This window comes from Frigoribacterium sp. PhB107 (assembly GCF_003751515.1).
Classification (GTDB): domain Bacteria; phylum Actinomycetota; class Actinomycetes; order Actinomycetales; family Microbacteriaceae; genus Frigoribacterium.
The window spans coordinates 273,764-288,682 of sequence record NZ_RJKU01000002.1 but is presented as its reverse complement, the minus strand read 5'-3'; the positions used below and the strand labels follow the sequence as shown (position 1 = coordinate 288,682).

Annotated in this window: 13 protein-coding genes; 2 read left to right on the top strand and 11 right to left on the bottom strand. The window is 72.9% G+C overall.

The annotated features are described in order from the left end of the window. Window positions 1-8: 8 nt before the first annotated feature. The 4 genes from EDF18_RS09510 to EDF18_RS09495 form a co-directional block, all read right to left on the bottom strand. Complete coding sequence (locus tag EDF18_RS09510; protein WP_123547589.1) at window positions 9-2,102, bottom strand: glycosyl hydrolase; 2,094 nt, start codon at window positions 2,100-2,102, stop codon at window positions 9-11. Between the two features lie 224 nt (window positions 2,103-2,326). Then, window positions 2,327-3,058, bottom strand: a complete 732-nt coding sequence (locus tag EDF18_RS16145) for an HlyD family efflux transporter periplasmic adaptor subunit (RefSeq protein ID WP_148050099.1) — start codon at window positions 3,056-3,058, stop codon at window positions 2,327-2,329. Then, the gene (locus EDF18_RS09500; RefSeq protein WP_233569087.1) at window positions 3,055-5,358 is read right to left on the bottom strand and encodes a glycosyltransferase family 2 protein; all 2,304 of its coding nucleotides are present in this window, start codon (window positions 5,356-5,358) and stop codon (window positions 3,055-3,057) included. Before EDF18_RS09500 ends, EDF18_RS16145 begins: the two co-directional genes overlap by 4 nt. Before the next feature lie 561 nt (window positions 5,359-5,919). Then, window positions 5,920-6,831: a hypothetical protein gene (locus EDF18_RS09495; protein ID WP_123547587.1), complete on the bottom strand. Its 912-nt coding sequence runs from the start codon at window positions 6,829-6,831 to the stop codon at window positions 5,920-5,922. A gap of 109 nt (window positions 6,832-6,940) precedes the next feature. Here EDF18_RS09495 and EDF18_RS09490 point away from each other — a divergent pair, with 109 nt between their 5' ends. Together EDF18_RS09490 and EDF18_RS09485 are read left to right on the top strand one after the other, a co-directional pair. Next, a complete protein-coding gene (locus EDF18_RS09490) occupies window positions 6,941-7,396 on the top strand; it encodes a hypothetical protein (protein ID WP_133738172.1) in 456 nt (151 codons plus the stop codon). Between the two features lie 25 nt (window positions 7,397-7,421). Beyond that, window positions 7,422-8,114: an SDR family oxidoreductase gene (locus EDF18_RS09485; RefSeq protein WP_123547585.1), complete on the top strand. Its 693-nt coding sequence runs from the start codon at window positions 7,422-7,424 to the stop codon at window positions 8,112-8,114. A 74-nt stretch (window positions 8,115-8,188) separates the two neighbouring features. Here the strand turns inward: EDF18_RS09485 and EDF18_RS09480 are convergent, their stop codons facing one another. The 7 genes from EDF18_RS09480 to EDF18_RS09450 form a co-directional block, all read right to left on the bottom strand. Further along, on the bottom strand, window positions 8,189-9,121 hold the full coding sequence (locus EDF18_RS09480; protein WP_123547584.1) for a hypothetical protein: 933 nt from the start codon (window positions 9,119-9,121) through the stop codon (window positions 8,189-8,191). Between the two features lie 109 nt (window positions 9,122-9,230). Beyond that, the gene (locus tag EDF18_RS09475) at window positions 9,231-9,668 is read right to left on the bottom strand and encodes a hypothetical protein (protein WP_123547583.1); all 438 of its coding nucleotides are present in this window, start codon (window positions 9,666-9,668) and stop codon (window positions 9,231-9,233) included. A gap of 86 nt (window positions 9,669-9,754) precedes the next feature. Next, entirely contained in the window at window positions 9,755-10,048 is a 294-nt protein-coding gene (locus EDF18_RS09470; protein WP_123547582.1) for a hypothetical protein, read from the bottom strand. 195 nt (window positions 10,049-10,243) lie between these two features. After that, complete coding sequence (locus EDF18_RS09465; protein ID WP_123547581.1) at window positions 10,244-10,669, bottom strand: hypothetical protein; 426 nt, start codon at window positions 10,667-10,669, stop codon at window positions 10,244-10,246. Further along, the gene (locus tag EDF18_RS09460) at window positions 10,666-14,205 is read right to left on the bottom strand and encodes an ADP-ribosyltransferase (protein WP_123547580.1); all 3,540 of its coding nucleotides are present in this window, start codon (window positions 14,203-14,205) and stop codon (window positions 10,666-10,668) included. Before EDF18_RS09460 ends, EDF18_RS09465 begins: the two co-directional genes overlap by 4 nt. After that, on the bottom strand, window positions 14,202-14,510 hold the full coding sequence (locus tag EDF18_RS09455) for a WXG100 family type VII secretion target (RefSeq protein ID WP_123547579.1): 309 nt from the start codon (window positions 14,508-14,510) through the stop codon (window positions 14,202-14,204). Before EDF18_RS09455 ends, EDF18_RS09460 begins: the two co-directional genes overlap by 4 nt. Further along, window positions 14,507-14,902, bottom strand: coding sequence for a WXG100 family type VII secretion target (locus EDF18_RS09450; RefSeq protein ID WP_123547578.1), 396 nt, complete (start codon window positions 14,900-14,902; stop codon window positions 14,507-14,509). The genes EDF18_RS09455 and EDF18_RS09450 overlap by 4 nt, the downstream gene beginning before the upstream one ends. Window positions 14,903-14,919 lie beyond the last annotated feature (17 nt).

Sequence of the window (14,919 nt, the reverse complement as noted above, 5' to 3'; positions counted from 1 at the left end):
GCGCGCAGCTAGCCGCGCGCCTGCGCCGCCAAGATCCACGCCATCGCGTACGACCGCGAGTTCCCGTCGTCGATCCCCGTCGCGGGCAGCGCGGCGAGCGTCGTGAGCGCCGACGCGGCCGCGTCCTTCCCGGCCAGGGCCGAGTACATCAGGACGTAGTCGGCGAGCGGCCCGTCGAAGCCGTCGGGCGCTGCCTCCGCGACGAACGCGTCGACCTGCTCCGCGCCTCCTGCGGCCTCGGCGGTCAGGTAGTCGACCGACGTCGGGCTGAGCGGGATCAGCTGGATGCCCGCGATGGCCGACGGCTCGGCCGAGAACCAGGTCGCGTAGTCCCGCTTGCCGCCCCAGTTGAGCGACACGACCGTGTGGTCGAAGGTCGTCGTGCCGGCCGCGCCCTGGAACACGGGGTCGCTGAGGTCGGGCGCCACGAAGTAGGCGAGGGCCGCCTGCGACTCAGCGCTCAGCATCCAGCTCGCCTCGCCGCCGAGGGCATCGTCGCCGGTGGCCGACGCCCAGAGCGACAGGCCCGCGTAGGCGCCCACCGCCTCCGACGACGACTCCTGGTTGTTGCCGTCGGCGAACGGCGAGTAGCCGCTGGCCCAGCTGTGCGACCAGAACGGGTCGAACGCGCGACGGTCGGGGAACGAGCCGTTCTGCGAGCCCGACGCGATGTCGGCGGCGAGCAGGTCCATCACGGGCTGCCAGCCCTCGGCGAGCGACGGGTCGTCGGCGGCCATGACGCCGGCCGCGTAGAGGAAGTAGCCGTAGTGGAAGTAGTGGTCGTTGAACTCGTCCGAGCCGAACGACGCGGCCTTGCCGACGACGCCCTTCACCGCGGGGTCGTAGACGAAGCACTCCTGGTCGCGCGACTCGCAGCCGTCGGGCTCGGTCCAGAGGTCGAGCTGGTCGACGATCCGCTTCTTGAGGTCGGCCGCCACCTCCTGGTCGTCGAGCTGCACGGCGAGCTGGTAGAGCATCGACGCCCGGTAGAGCGCCTTGCCGCCGTAGTAGGTGTCAGCCGCGAAGGTCGGCGTCAGGCTGACGTCGATCTCGAGCTGGTCGCGCACGGAGGCGCGCTCGGCGTCGCTCAGCCCGCTCAGGTCGAGCGCCGCCGAGGCCGTCGTGGTGGGCGCCCCGAACGACAGGCCGGTGCCGATCGAGAGGGGCACCGTCCCGTAGACGGTCGGGTACGTGAGGCCGGTGTCGGTCCCGCCGGCCGCGGGGCCGGAGTCGCCCTGGTGGGGCGCCGCGACGACGAGGGCGTCGCCGCCCGCCGCCGTCACGTAGCCGAGCTCGGTGGTCTGCTGCTGCTGGTCGCCGCTGCCGCTCGTGCCGTACGAGGTGGTGACTCCGGTCAGCGGCGAGGCCGCCGCGTCGAGCACCTGCACGGCCTGGTCGGAGGAGGCGCCGGCCGGGACCGAGACGAGCACGACCGAGCCCCCCTCGTCCAGCGAGACGGAAGCGGCGTCGGCGTCGAGGGTGCCGCCGGTGACGACGACCCCCCAGGTGGCGTCGCCGACCTCGACCGTCGCGCGGCCGTCGCCGGCCGCCTCGAAGGTGCCGTCGCCGAGCACCGAGAGCGCGTCGGTCTGCGCCGTCGCCGCGGTGTACGACACCGTGGGCGAGCCCTCGGCGATCGTCGTGTGGCCGAGCACGGTGTCGCCGTCGCGGTGCTCGAGGGTGACCGACACGTCGTCGTAGCCGCTCACGACGAAGTCGGACGACCCGAGGTCGACCGAGACGTCGGTGAGCGCGGGGCCGACGATCGCGGTGGCGGACGGCACCGGGGCGGGCTGGCCGGCGGCGAAGCCGTCGTCGGTCAGCTGGAACGAGATCGGGAACGGGAAGACCGGCATCGGCTCGTCGCCGAAGACCAGTCCCGAGAACCAGCGGTTGGTCGGCGGCAGGACGCCGTCGGCGAGCCGCATCGTCGGGACGTCGGCGACCGACTCCTCGGGCAGGGCGGCCACGAGCGGGTCGACCTGCGAGGCGGGCAGCACGTCGCCGGCCGCCGTGGTGCGGCCCTCGGTGCTGCCGCCGTCGGGGCCGGCCGAGCCGTCGTCGCTCGTGCAGCCGGCGAGCACGAGGCCGCCGGCGGTCACGAGCGCCAGGGCCGCGACGAGGCGACCGGCCAGGCGGCGGGCTCCGAGGCGGCGGCCTGCGAGGCCGTGCCCTGCGGGGCGGGGGGTGCCGAGGAGGCGCGGCGCGCGTCGGGTGTCGACCCGCGCCTCCTCGGCGTGACGGGTGGTCGCGGCGTCGGTCGAGGGTCCCGAACGACCCAGCCCACGACGACGACCCGTCGTCTCTTCTCCTGCGTCAGCGATGATCAGACCCCGATCTGACGCAGGAAGTCGGTGAGGGAGTCGACGGGGCCGGCGAGCACCCCGTCGTCCCGGAGGTGCAGCTTCGCCTCGACGGGCGTGCCCGGAGTGACGAGGCCGTTGTAGGCGCCCTCGACGAGCTGGTCGCTCGAGACCTGCAGCGTCGTCTCGGCGTCGCCGTCCTTGGTCTCGACGTTCACGACGCCGACCTTGCCCGTGATGGTGGTCTGGTTCGGCAGCATGAGGTCGACCTCGGCGCCCGACTCGATCCGCTCGTAGTCACGCGGCGTCAGCACGAAGTCGGCGGCGACGAAGAGGGTGTCCTCCTTGTCGATGGTGCCGAGCGAGCCGCCGGCCTGGACGAAGCTGCCCTCCTTGAGGAGCACGTCGGCGACGGTGCCGTCGACGGCGGCCTTCAGGGTGAGGGTGCCGTCGGGCGCCACCGAGTAGGTCGCGGTGTCGTAGGTCACCAGGCCGCGCGAGATGTCCTGCAGCAGCGAGAGGCTCTGCACCTCGAAGAGCGTGTCGCCCTCCTTCACCTCGTCGCCGTTCTCGACGTACGAGCGGGTGATGGTGCCGCTGTAGTCGGTGCCGACGGAGTACTCCTGGGCGGCGATCTCGGCGCTCGTGCTGTTCACCTGCTGCTGGCGCTGCGTGAAGATCATCGTGAAGGCAGCGACCAGCACGAGCACGACGAGCATGCCGGCGGTCATCTTGAGGCGGTTCATCCAGGTCATGACGTGACCCTCTCCTGCTGGTCGGCGCGGGCGCCGGAGTCGTCGGCGCTGGCGCCGTGGTCGGGGGCGTCGCCGTGGTCGGGGGCGGCGTCGGAGGCGCGGCGGCCGCTGGGCCGGTCGGCCCGGCGTGCTGCGCCGACGAGCGAGTCGGGGTCGTGCTCGGCGGCGTGCGCCAGCGCGTCCCTCTCGTGGGCGTGGGCGAAGGCGCGGGACGCCGCGAGCTCGGCCTGGCGGGCCTGGTCGCGAGCCGTCTGCTCCGGGTCGTCGGAGGGCGTGCGGTCGGCGAGGCGGTGCGCGGTCGCGAGGTCCGCCTCCGTCGCCGCCGCCTGCTCGGCCTCGTCGGCCTGCTGCAGGGCGAGGATCTCCTCGCCGGTGCGCGGTGCGGGCCGCGAGACCTGCGTGCGACGCGACACGGGCGCTGAGCCGGGAGGCGCGGTGAGCACCACGGGGGCGTCGGTCACCTCGCCGCGCTGCTCGGCCTTCGCGAAGCGCTTGAGCGTGCGGCCCTCGCGCCAGGCGGCGACGAGGAACGCCGACAGGATGAAGGTGTTGAGCAGGTTCCACACGGTCGCCAGCGTGAGCACGCCGTTGTCGGCGTCGCGGACGAGCGCCACGCACGAGGTCAGCGTGAGGAACAGCCAGAACAGCACCTGCGGGATGATGAAGTTGAACGGCGACGACACCTTGCCCTTGCGGCCGGTGACGCTCCACGCCTCGTCCTTGCCGCTGATGACGTTCCACAGGGCCTTGACGTAGATCGGGAACGACACGGTGGCGAGCATCAGCACCTCCCAGCGGAACGAGCCGAGCGTGTAGAACGCCAGCACGATCTGCATCAGGTAGAAGCCGGCGTAGAAGAGGAACCACTGCAGCACCGAGATGTGCAGGTTCATCGGGCGGAGGTCGAAGAAGATCTCCATCGGCGGCACCATGAGCAGCAACAGCGGGGCGATGCCGGTCAGGTAGTTCGTCGCGGTGACGAAGTACTGGAGGCGCTGGTCCATCGTGAGCGTGCGGCGCGGGCTGAGCGGGTTGTGGCGGAACAGGATCTCGAATCCGCCGGTCGCCCAGCGCAGCTGCTGCTTGCTGTACGCCTCGATGGTCTCGGGGGCGTCGCCGACGGCGAGCGTCATGGGGATGTAGATCGACTTCCAGCCGGCCTCGTGCAGGTGCAGGCTCGTCCAGACGTCCTCCGACTTCGAGTCGGTGTCGATGCCGCCGATCTCGTCGATCGCGCTGCGGCGGAAGATCACGTTCGTGCCGACGCAGAAGGCCGCGTTGAAGCGGTTGCGGCCCGGCTGGATGAAGCGGTAGAAGACGGTCTGCATGTAGCCCGCACCGCGGCTGACGAGGCTCGTCAGGTTGCCGTAGGTCTGGGGGGTCTGCACGAAGGCGACCTTCTCGTCGACGAAGAACGGCACCGTCTCGAACAGGAAGTCCGTCTCGGGCACGAAGTCGGCGTCGAAGATGGCGAAGTAGTCGCCCTTCGCGATGGCCAGCGCGTGGTTCACGTTGCCGGCCTTCGCGCCGTTGCTGCTGAGGCGGCGGATGTAGCGCGCGCCGAGCTGCGCGGCGAGGTCGCGGACCTCGTCGCTGCGGCCGTCGTCGAGCACCCAGGTGCGGTGCTCGCCCTTGAGGGCCAGCGCGGCCTGGACGGTCGTCGCGATCTTGGCGAGCTCCTCGCCGTAGACCGTGATGAACACGTCGGCGACGATCTTCTCGCCGGCGACGCGCATCGGCCAGAGGTGCGGCGTGCCGCGGAGGCCCAGGCGGTCGATCTCGTCCTCGTCGTACAGGGTGTCCTGTGTCGCGTGGAAGTCGAAGTCGCGGGGGTCCTGGCCGCCCGAGAGGATCGTCCACATCGCGAAGAGCGTCTGCACGACGAGGATCGCCTCGGCGACGATGATCATCGCGTAGGGCAGGATGTCGCCGCGGTTGCTCGGGTTCAGCAGGAACTGCGCGTAGAGCAGGATGCCGAGCGTCGCGATGAGCACGAGCAGCACCATGACCGGGCTGTGCGCCCTGCCGCCCTCGGGGCGGGCCGCCACGCTGACGTGGTCGGCCCGCGGCCGAGGAGCGGGCACCGGCTCGCGACGCTGGCCGACGGGTCCGGAGGGTGCTAGGTGCCTCTGGTCGACGGTCGTCGCGGTGTCGGGACGCTCGTCGAGGACGAGGGTGCCGGTGCTGGTGGTGCCGGGTGTGGTTGCGGTGGTGCCGGCCGCGAGGCGGTCGGCGGTGGACGACGTGGTGGCCGACCCCGTTTCCGGGGACAGCGGAGCGTCGCGCATGGTTCGGGACATGCGAGTACTTCTCTCCTGGTTCGGGACTGCGGAGATCCCGGACGGCAGAGAGGAGCCGTTGTCGCCTGCAGACGTCCGGGGAGGGCGTCGGCAGCTGTGGCGACGGGTGCGTGCAGTCGACGGCCTGGGTGTGAGCCGGCGACGGCGGTGAGCGGAGGAGGGTGCCTCCGCGGCTCGTCCTCTCGGACGGGCCTGTCGGGTGCGCCCGGTGGGTCGCCGGGCAGCGGTGGTGCTGGTGGTGCGGTCGTCGTGTGGGCCTTTCGGGGGACCTCGCGGCGACTGATCAGAACAGTACAGGCTGGTCTGGAACGGGGTTGTCACCCGTTCGGGGGGTCGTACCCCTCCTGTGGGGCACACGCCCTCCCGGACCCGCGCCATTGCTGGCCTCATACCCGGCGGTATCGCCCGTCGTGTCACCCGGGCGAGGGACAGACTCACCCGGGGCGCCCGCTCTCACCCGTCGAGCGGCCCGCCCGGAGACGCGGAACCGTGCAGGGGATGCACGTCCCGCAGGCGGGTTCCGTGCAGAGGGTGCACGTCCCGAGGGAGGCGCGGGCCGGCTCAGGCGCCGACGTCGCGGACCCAGCGCGCCAGGAACTCCGCCCCGGCCTCGTCGTGGATCAGCCCCGTCGCGCTCGTGAGCACCGGGTACTCGGTGGCCGGCACGCCGTCGGCGGGCCGGACGTCGACGTGCGCGACGTCGTGGCCGTTCGCGTGCAGCCAGTCCGCCATGGCGTAGTCGCTGCGCGAGTCGCCGACGGTGCGCCAGGCGAGGGGCAGCTCGCCGTCCTCGGCGAGCAGCTCGAGGGCGCGCTCGGCGCCGAGGTCCTTGCCGAGGCGGACCGACTCGATGTCCGTGGAGATGATGGTCGGGTCGACGCGCCACTGCACCTCGCCGCGGGCGTCGCGACGCTCGTCGTCGAGTCGCCGGACCCCGGCACCTCGCCGGACCAGCGCCTCCATCGCCTTCTCGTCGAACTCGCGCTGGCGGGCCAGGTAGGTGGCCGACTCGACCGTCGTGAGCTGCTCGATCGAGACCATGGCGCGCTTGGTGTGGTCGAAGAAGACCAGGTCGGCGAACTCGGCCGTGACGAGCTCGTCCATCTCGGCGGCGAAGTCGGCGGGCATCGCCAGGGCGGAGTCGACCTGCACCTCGCTCATGCCGCCGGGGCCGTGCTCGGGCCCGATCGAGAACCACGAGGCGCCCTTCTCGCAGATGCCGTGCACGCGGGCCCCGGCGGGCAGGCCCGCCGCGATCATCGGGCCGACGACCTCGTCGCGGATGAACGCGTCCGACCGCCCCGTGTTGAAGACGACCGGGATGCCCGCCGCGGCGAGCGCGACCAGGTCTCGCGTGATCTGCGGCAGGGCGATGCTGCGGCTGACCGGGCTGGCGATCGGCCCGTCGACGTCGAGGAGGAGGCCGAGGGGCGGGGGCGTCGAGGAGGCGGTGGACGAGGAGGCGGTGGTCACCGCCCCATCCTCGCAGTCGCGGCCCCCGTCGGCGCCTCGACCGCGCGGAGGACCCGCCCGTCCGCACCAGGTGGGAGGATGGGAGATCCAGACCCCGAAGGAGATCCCCGTGCCGCAGCTGCCCGCACCCGTGATCGCGGCACTCGAGGCCTTCGCCGCCCCCGACGCCCGCGACACCGTCCAGAGCCTGGCCCACGAGGCGGCCGAGGGCGTCGACACCCCCCGCGAGCGCCTCGACGCCCTGCTCGAGTCGGTCGAGTGGGTCGACATGGGCGTCGTGCACCCCATGGCACCCGAGCTGCGCGACCCCGAGGGCGTGCGCCGGCTGCTCTCGGCGATGGGTGCCGACGGGCGCTGCGCCGTGCTCTCGGCCGGCGGCTCGGAGGACGACCGTGACCTCGGCGGCGCGCTCGACCAGGTGCTGCAGCAGCAGTCCGGCGGGGCGCTCGTGGTCTGCCGGCCGGGGCCCCTCGCGTTCCTCGTGACCGCCTCCGGCGAGCGCTGGCTGCTCAGCGACCGCGAGCTGCCGCAGCTCACGGGGCCGCTGCCGATCATCCGCGAGTGACGCCGCGACGCGTCAGAATGGGGCGATGAGCACCGACGCGTCCCGCCCCACCGCCCTCGTCACCGGAGCCACCCGCGGCATCGGCCTCGCCGTCGCCCGCGACCTGTCGCGCACGCACCACGTCGTCGTGCACGGCCGGGACGAGGAGGCGCTGGTCGCCCTCGCCGACTCGCTCCCCTCGGCCACGCCCTGGGTCGCGGACCTCGCGGGGTCGCCCTTCGAGGCGCCCGCGCTCGACCGCCTCGACGTCGTCGTGCACGCCGCGGGGGTGATCGGCGGCGGGACCGTCGAGGGCACGAGCCGCGACGACTGGCGCCGCGTCTTCGAGGTCAACGTCTTCGCCGTCTCCGAGCTGACCCGGCAGCTGCTGCCGGCGCTGCGCGCGACCCAGGGCACGGTCGTCGCGATCAACAGCGGCTCGGGCTTCGCCGCCGGCCCCGGTGGCAGCACCTACGCGGCGAGCAAGTTCGCGCTGCGGGCCCTCACCGACTCGCTGCGCGAAGAGGAGCGCCGGCACGGCGTCCGCGTCAGCTCGGTCCATCCCGGCCGCGTCGACACCGACATGCAGCACGAGCTGGTCGAGAGCGAGGGAGGCGTCTACGACGCGTCGCTCTACCTCGAGCCGCAGTCGGTGGCCGACGCCGTGCGCCTCGTCGTCGACCTGCCCCACGGCGCGACGGCCGAGGTGGTGTCGGTGCGCCCGACCCGTCGCGCCTGACGCCGGGTTCAGCGCTCGGGCCCGAGCTGGGCGCCCGCGCCGGCCCGCGTCGACGCGGGTCAGGTGGGCGCGGGTCAGGTGAGCGCGAGGGCAGGCCACTCCGGCAGCTGCGTCTGACGGATGGTCGCCTCCTCGAGCAGGTGGCCCGGCAGCTCGCCCTCGTAGACCGCGGCGTCGATCTTGACCAGCTGCAGCCCCTCGGCGAGGTCGGCGTCGTGGTCGGTGTACGTGCCGCTGAGCTGCAGGCCCGTGGCGGTCGGGTACTGGTCGGTGACGCGGTAGCCGAGGCCGTTCCAGCGGGTGCGGATGTCGAGCTCGAAGTACTCCTGCGCGTCGGCGGCGTCGATGGTGCGCGACCAGACCATCGGGGTGGTCGGCGTCCAGCCGTCGGCCTCGGCCTGCTCGTCCTGGCGCACGGCGATCACCCGCGTGCCGCCGTCGATCAGGTCGGCGATGCGGACCTCGCCGTCGTCCATCCGGGCCAGGCCGCCGACGAAGCGGCTGACGAGGCGCGGCTGGCGTTCACGCCTCGCCTCGATGTCGTCCGCGTAGATCCAGCCCCAGGCGGCGGAGTGGAAGTACGCGAGGTAGGTGCTCGTGCCGTCGGCGGCGATGCGGTGCAGCTCGGCGCCGGCCGGCACGCGGCGGTGCGGGAGCCACGAGAGCGGGATGACGTGGTCGGGGTCGGCGACGAAGCCGTCCCCGCGGAACGGAGGACGGTCGAGGAACGGCCCGCCGGTCACGTTCTGCGTGGCCCGGTCGGGACCGCCCGTGGCCTTCTCGAGGAGGAGGTTCGCCGTGCCCTCGAACCGGAGCACGTCGATGTGGGGCATGTCCGCCGAGAACGGCGTCGCCGGGAAGTCCAGGCCGTGCGCCGTGATCAGCTCACGCGGCGTGCGCGCGTGGCCGACGGCGCCCCAGGGCACGACGAAGCCCGCCACCCGGTCGTGGTCGTGGTCGTGGTAAGCCGCGCTCAGCTGCGGCGTGACGGCTTTCTGCAGGATCATCTGCGCCCCTCCGAGGTCGTTCGGCGACGGCGCTGGTTCGTCGGTCGCCCGGACCAGGATGGCACAGGGCGGGGACAGACAAGTCGATCCACCACGCCCGGCACCGCCGTCAGGAACGGAGCCGCGGCGGCGTCTCCTCCGGCGTTCCCGACTCGAAGACCCGGGCCTCCTCCAGGGAGGTGAACTCACGCCGCGACGCAGCAGAGATCGCGCCGGCGTGCTCGGGGACGGCACCGGGCTCGAGCAGCCCGGTCACGGCTTCCTGCGCGGTGAGGCCACGAGACTTCGCGTCCGACAGTCTCCGCTTCCAGATGATGCCGACGTTCCTCGCGACGTCACCCTGCGAGGGCGAGGGGACGTAACTCGCGGCACCCTCCGCCGAGTCCCACCAGAGCCGTCCCAGGACGACTCCGTCACGCTCCACGTCGTAGGCCGTGACCGGTCCGCTCGCCTTGTCCGCATATCGCGGCCGGACGTTCGTGAAGGTCCCGAAGAGGTCGGCCGACATCGGCCCCTTGTTCGGGTCACCCTTGTAGCCACTCGTCATCTCAGAATCCTCGAGATCCGTCGTTCGCCCCCGTGGTCGTGTCCGGCCGTCGCGACTCGTCTGCGCGCCGCACTCCTCCCACCGAGTCAGGGCTCGAAGACTCGGGCCTCGTCCAGGGACGTGAACTCACGGTGCGTGGCGGGGGAGAGCACTCCGGCATCAGGCGGGAGGACACCCGGGACCGACAGCTCGGCGACAGCCTCCGAGGAGGGCAGGCCGCGTCCCCGCGAATCGGACAGCTTCTTCGTCCAGCGTCCCGAGATGTTGTGGGCAAGGTCGCCCTGGTGGGGCGACGCGACGTACCCGGTCGCCTCGCCGGTGGAGTCCCACCAGACGCGTCCCATGACGCGGCCGTCGAGGACGAGGTCGTAGGACTGCACGGGCCGTCCGGGTGGTTGACGTAACGCGGTCGCCCGCCCGTGAAGGTGCCCGACAGGTCGGCAGAGAGCGGTCCCTTCGCAGGGTCGCCGTGGTCACCCGTCCTCATCGCGACACTCTGAGAAGTCGCCATCTGCCGTCGAAGGACACGGTCCGTGCCGTGATCCTCGTCCCGTGGTCATCGACCGCAGCGCAGATCACGTCGACGCGGAGGGCCGGGCGGCCAGGGCCCTCAACTCGGCCACCGACTCGATGCCCCGCACCTCGGACCCCGCCGACGATCCCGCGGAGGACGTGATCGCACCCGGTTCGCTGAGTCTCTCGACTGCCTGGACCGAGTCCGCGCCGGCGGCCTTCTGCTCGCGAAGGCCCCGAGCCCAGGAGACGCCTGCGTTGAGACCCACGTCGCCAGCGTCCTTCCGAGGCACCCACCCGGCAGCTCCACCGCTCTCGTCGTGCCACACGTAGCCGAGCGGGACACCGTCCCTGACGACGACTCGGTACGAGACCGGTCCCGTTGCCGTCTTGCTGAACGCACCTGCCCTCGACTCGGGCGTCACACGCAGCGGGGAGACGAAACGCTCCTCCGCCGGCTCCAGCGGATACTTGTCTCGGATGCTCATCGGACCTCCCCGAAGATGTGCCACTGACCGTCTCGCGCGAGCACGCGAGCGACGTCGATCTGGCGCCCTCGTCCGAGGAGGAGCTCGCGTTCGTTCCTCGTGCTGCTGACGCTCTCGAGGTACAGGGCGTGCATGCCGCCCGGCACCTTCAAGTGGAGTATGGCCTCTGCCTCGTCGAACGGCCGGGGCACGGTGCCCAGGGCCGTCGAGAGGTAGGCGTCGTCGGCCAACGAGTGGCCCGCGAGATCGGCTACGTCGTCCTCTACGTGATCGAGGTCCATCCCGCGTTCGACCATCACCGCGTCGGGGACGGCAAGCGAAGCCATTGCCGTGTCCAGGTGGGCCACCAGACCTCTCAGGCGATCGTCGGCCAGGCTCTCGTCCAGCACGTCGTTCTCGTCGCGGCTCCGCAAGTACGCGTTCCACCGCTCGTAGTCGTTCGACGTGTACGACTCGATGGCAGCCGTCTGCGACTCCGGAAGGGTCGCGAGGTGCTCCGACCAGACGGATTGTCCGTAGGCGTCGGCTGCGGCGTCGTCCGGGAACGTGCGCGCGCCCTCGGACACCTCGGCCAAGGCGTAGTCGTACGCGGCATCCGGGTCGGCACTGACGAGGTCGGAGAACTCGGCCGCTGTCAGGCGCTCACCGACGTGCCCCGCCGAGGACCCGTCGGAGGCTCCTGCGTTCATGTCGTGCGGTCCGTGAGCCTCGCTGGCCTCGAGGGCCTCGCTTGCGCCGCGGGCCTCGGGAGCGTCATCGCCGTCGGTCGTGTCGACGGTGTCGCCGGTCGGACCAGCGGCGTCCGTCGACGTGATCGTGGTCGGGGTGCCCGCACCGGGCCGAGGCAGCAGCGTGCGGCGGCCCAGCGGGGCGCCGACGAGCGCCGTGGCGGCACCGCCCGCCACGGCTGTGCCCGCGGCTGCGGCTCCGTCGGGGTCGACGGTCGACTCGGCGTGTCCGGCAGCCGTGGCCTCGGCGTGCACGCCTGGGGCGTCCGCCGCGACCTGGCCACCGGCGTCCGCGACGGCGGACGGGTCGACAGACGTCTCGGGCGTCGCCGACGCCGGCTCGGCCTGCGCGGAGTCCGACACCGTCGTCTCGCCGACAGCGGCCTCGGCCGGAGGCGCGGTCTCGGCGGGGACACCCGTCTCGGACGCCGTCGCCCCGGCCTCGGCGCTCGTCTGCGCCGCGACCACCTCGCTGCGGACGTCGGCCAGGAACGACGACCCTCCGGGAGCCGTCGGGTCGACGCCCTCAGCCGTCAGGTCGAGGTGGACGTCGAGGTCGGCCGCGGTCAGCAGGGGTGCCGCCGCGGCGGCACGGCCGCCCTCGGCGCCCGTGCTCGCCTCGACCGTGTCCGCGCCGTCGGGGTCGACCGGCGCAGGGCCGTCGTCGGCAGGCTCCACGGGGTCGGGGCGCGCGTCGGCGTCGGTCCGGCTGTCGGCGTCGGTCCGGCTGTCGGCGTCGGCACGAGCGTCGGCACGGTCGCCCTCGCCTCGGCCGGGGTCGTCGCCCCGAGCCGCGTCGTCGGCACGACCAGCATCGTCACGACCAGCATCGTCACGACCAGCGTCGTCGCGACCAGCGTCGTCACGACCGGCATCGTCACGACCGGCATCGTCACGACCAGCGTCGTCGCGACCAGCGTCGTCGCTGCTGCGGTCGGGCGCCCCGTCGCCCGCCCGGTCGACCGCGTCGCCGTGCGAGACGTCGCCGCCGCCGGCAGGCGCCGTGTCGAGCGCGGTCCGGGTGTCGACGGCCGGGCCGTCGGTGCGGATCGAGGAGGCGCCTCCTGCGTTGGTGGCGCCGGTTCCGCCCCCGGTCCCCGCTGCCGCCGGGGGGCCGTCCGTGCCGACCGAGACGTGCTGACCGCCCGCGACGGCAGACGGCCCGCCCGCGGCGGCCGGACCGGGCGTCGGCGCGGCCGAGCCCTGCGACGCGTCACCCGGGGCGCTCGTCGCGTCCCCGGCGGTGGTCGCGCCGGTCGGGCCGGCTGCCCCGGGGGCGGCGCTGTCGGCGCCGGCCTGGCCCGCGCCTCCTGCTCCGGCGTCGCCTCCGCGGTCAGCGAGCGCCCCGCCGTCGGCGGACGCCTGGCGGTCGGCGAGGAACTGCGGGGACACGTTCTCGCCGTCGCGGCCGGCCAGGGCGGCATCGGCGTCGAAGCCGAGACCCGTCCCGCCGCGCGCGTCGATCGCCGCGCCGACGCCGTGGCCGCCGGCGCCCATGGCGGAGCCGGCTCCCATGCCGAAGAGGGCCGCGAGACCGGCGTTGAAGTCCTCGCCCTTGATGCGGGACTCGGTGTAGCCGCCCGCGACTCCACCGGCGGCGCCCTCGGCAGCGCCCTTGGCGGCCTCGGTCGCCGTGGCGCGGAAGAAGGTGGGCTGCACGGCGTGGCGCCCGGCACGTCGCCCGAAGGCGGCCGCGAAGCCCGCGCCCACGCCACCGCCGGCGACGCCGCCGACCACGCCGCCCGCGAGCGTCGCGAGCAGGGAGTCGACCGTGATCTCGTCGCCGTTGCGAGCCGACACGATGACCGAGGAGGCAGCACCGCTGATGGTGCCCTTGACGACCTCGGCCCCGAAGCGCCAGCGCATCGGTCCGTGCTCGAGCTTCCGCAGCACGCTCGACGCCTTGAGGAACTTGTCGGCGGGGATCCGGTTGATGATCTTGAGCTTGCGGATCAGCTCGGCGATCTTGACGACCCAGCGAGCGATGGTCGTCGTGGCCTTGGCCGCACCGGCGAGGGCGCCGACGCCGAAGGTGACGAACGAGAGCGCCACGGAGATGCCGATGTCGATGGCCAGCTCGATGGCCAGGCTCTCGAGCATGCTGCGGATCTCGGCCCAGGTGTCGTCGATGTTCTGCGCGAGGTCCCTCAGCGCGGCCTCGTTGCCGCTCGCCGCCTCGGAGAACTCGCCGATCATGTTCTGGATGGCGGTCCGCACCTCGTCGGCGACGCCGCTCTGCGGCACCTCGGACGCCGCCAGCTCGACGAGGCTGCTGCCGAGGCGCGACTTGGCCCGGTCGAGGTCGGTCGCGAAGGTGCCCCAGGCGAGGGCGGCCGCGCGCAGCTTCTCCGTGTCGCCTCGAGGGAACACGACGCCGACGGCGTACAGGGCGCCCTCGACGAGCTCGGCCAGTTCGCCGAGACCACCCGGGAGGGGGTTCGACCCGAGCGCGGACGGCGGCACCGAAGCGGACGGAGTCGTGCTGGCGGGGATCTCGATGCCGCTCGTGCCGGGCTTTCCTGCCCCCGTGAGCTCCGCCTCCTTGTAGGCGGCGCCGGTGCCGGCCAACAGGCCGTCGAAGCCCTGGAGGAACGACGCGATCGCCTCCGTGCCCTTGGCACAGCCCTTCGCGGCATCGTCGTAGTCCGGGCTCCAGTCCTCGGCGAGCTCGTCGTCGCCGGCCATGCCCGCCGACCCGCTCAGCGAGCTCGAGAGGCTCGTCCAGGCGGCGGTGACGTCGGACGCGATGGTCGACATCTCGCTGCCGTCGGTGACGAGCCCGAACGCGTTCAGCCTGACGGTGGTCACGGCAGCTGCCCCCTGAAGTCGTTCCACTGCGTGTCGAGCTGCTCGACGGCCGACTCGTAGGCGGTGTGCGCGGTCGTGGCCTGCTGGTGCAGGGCCTCGGCGGACTGCGTCAGCGCCTCGGCGCCGGCGGCCCACTGCTCGAAGCTGCCGAGGAACGCCGCCATCGCGGGGCCCTGCCAGTCGTTCGGCAGCATGTAGGCGAAGGTGCTGGCGCCCTGCTTGAGGGCGTCGCAGTACTCGGTGAGCGACTGCATCTGGTCGACGAGCTGCTGCAGCGTCGTCGTGTCGGCCTGCTGCTCGCTCATCGGGGGCCCTCCACGGCGGGGGGCGACTGCTGGTCGGCCGGGACGGCCGCGCTGAGCCCGGCGGACGCGGCGGCCGGGCGGACGGCCATGGCCCCGGCGCTCTCGGAGAACCCGCCGCTCAGGCCGGACTCGGTGCTGCCGTAGCCGCCCTCGGCAGCCTGGAGGCGCCCCGCGAGGCTCGAGAGCACGGTGCGCAACGCGGTCGCGCCGGCCTGGAACTCCTGCCAGTTCTTCTCGAAGAGGGTGGCGTCCTCGCCCTCCCACGACGAGTCGACGACGCTGCGCACGACGGAGCCCGTCTCGGCGACGTGCGCGTCGAACGTGCTCACGACCGACTGGAGGAGGTTCGCGACCTCGCCCAGCGATTCTGTCCTGACCCGGTACTGGACCATGTGACTCCCCCTACGCC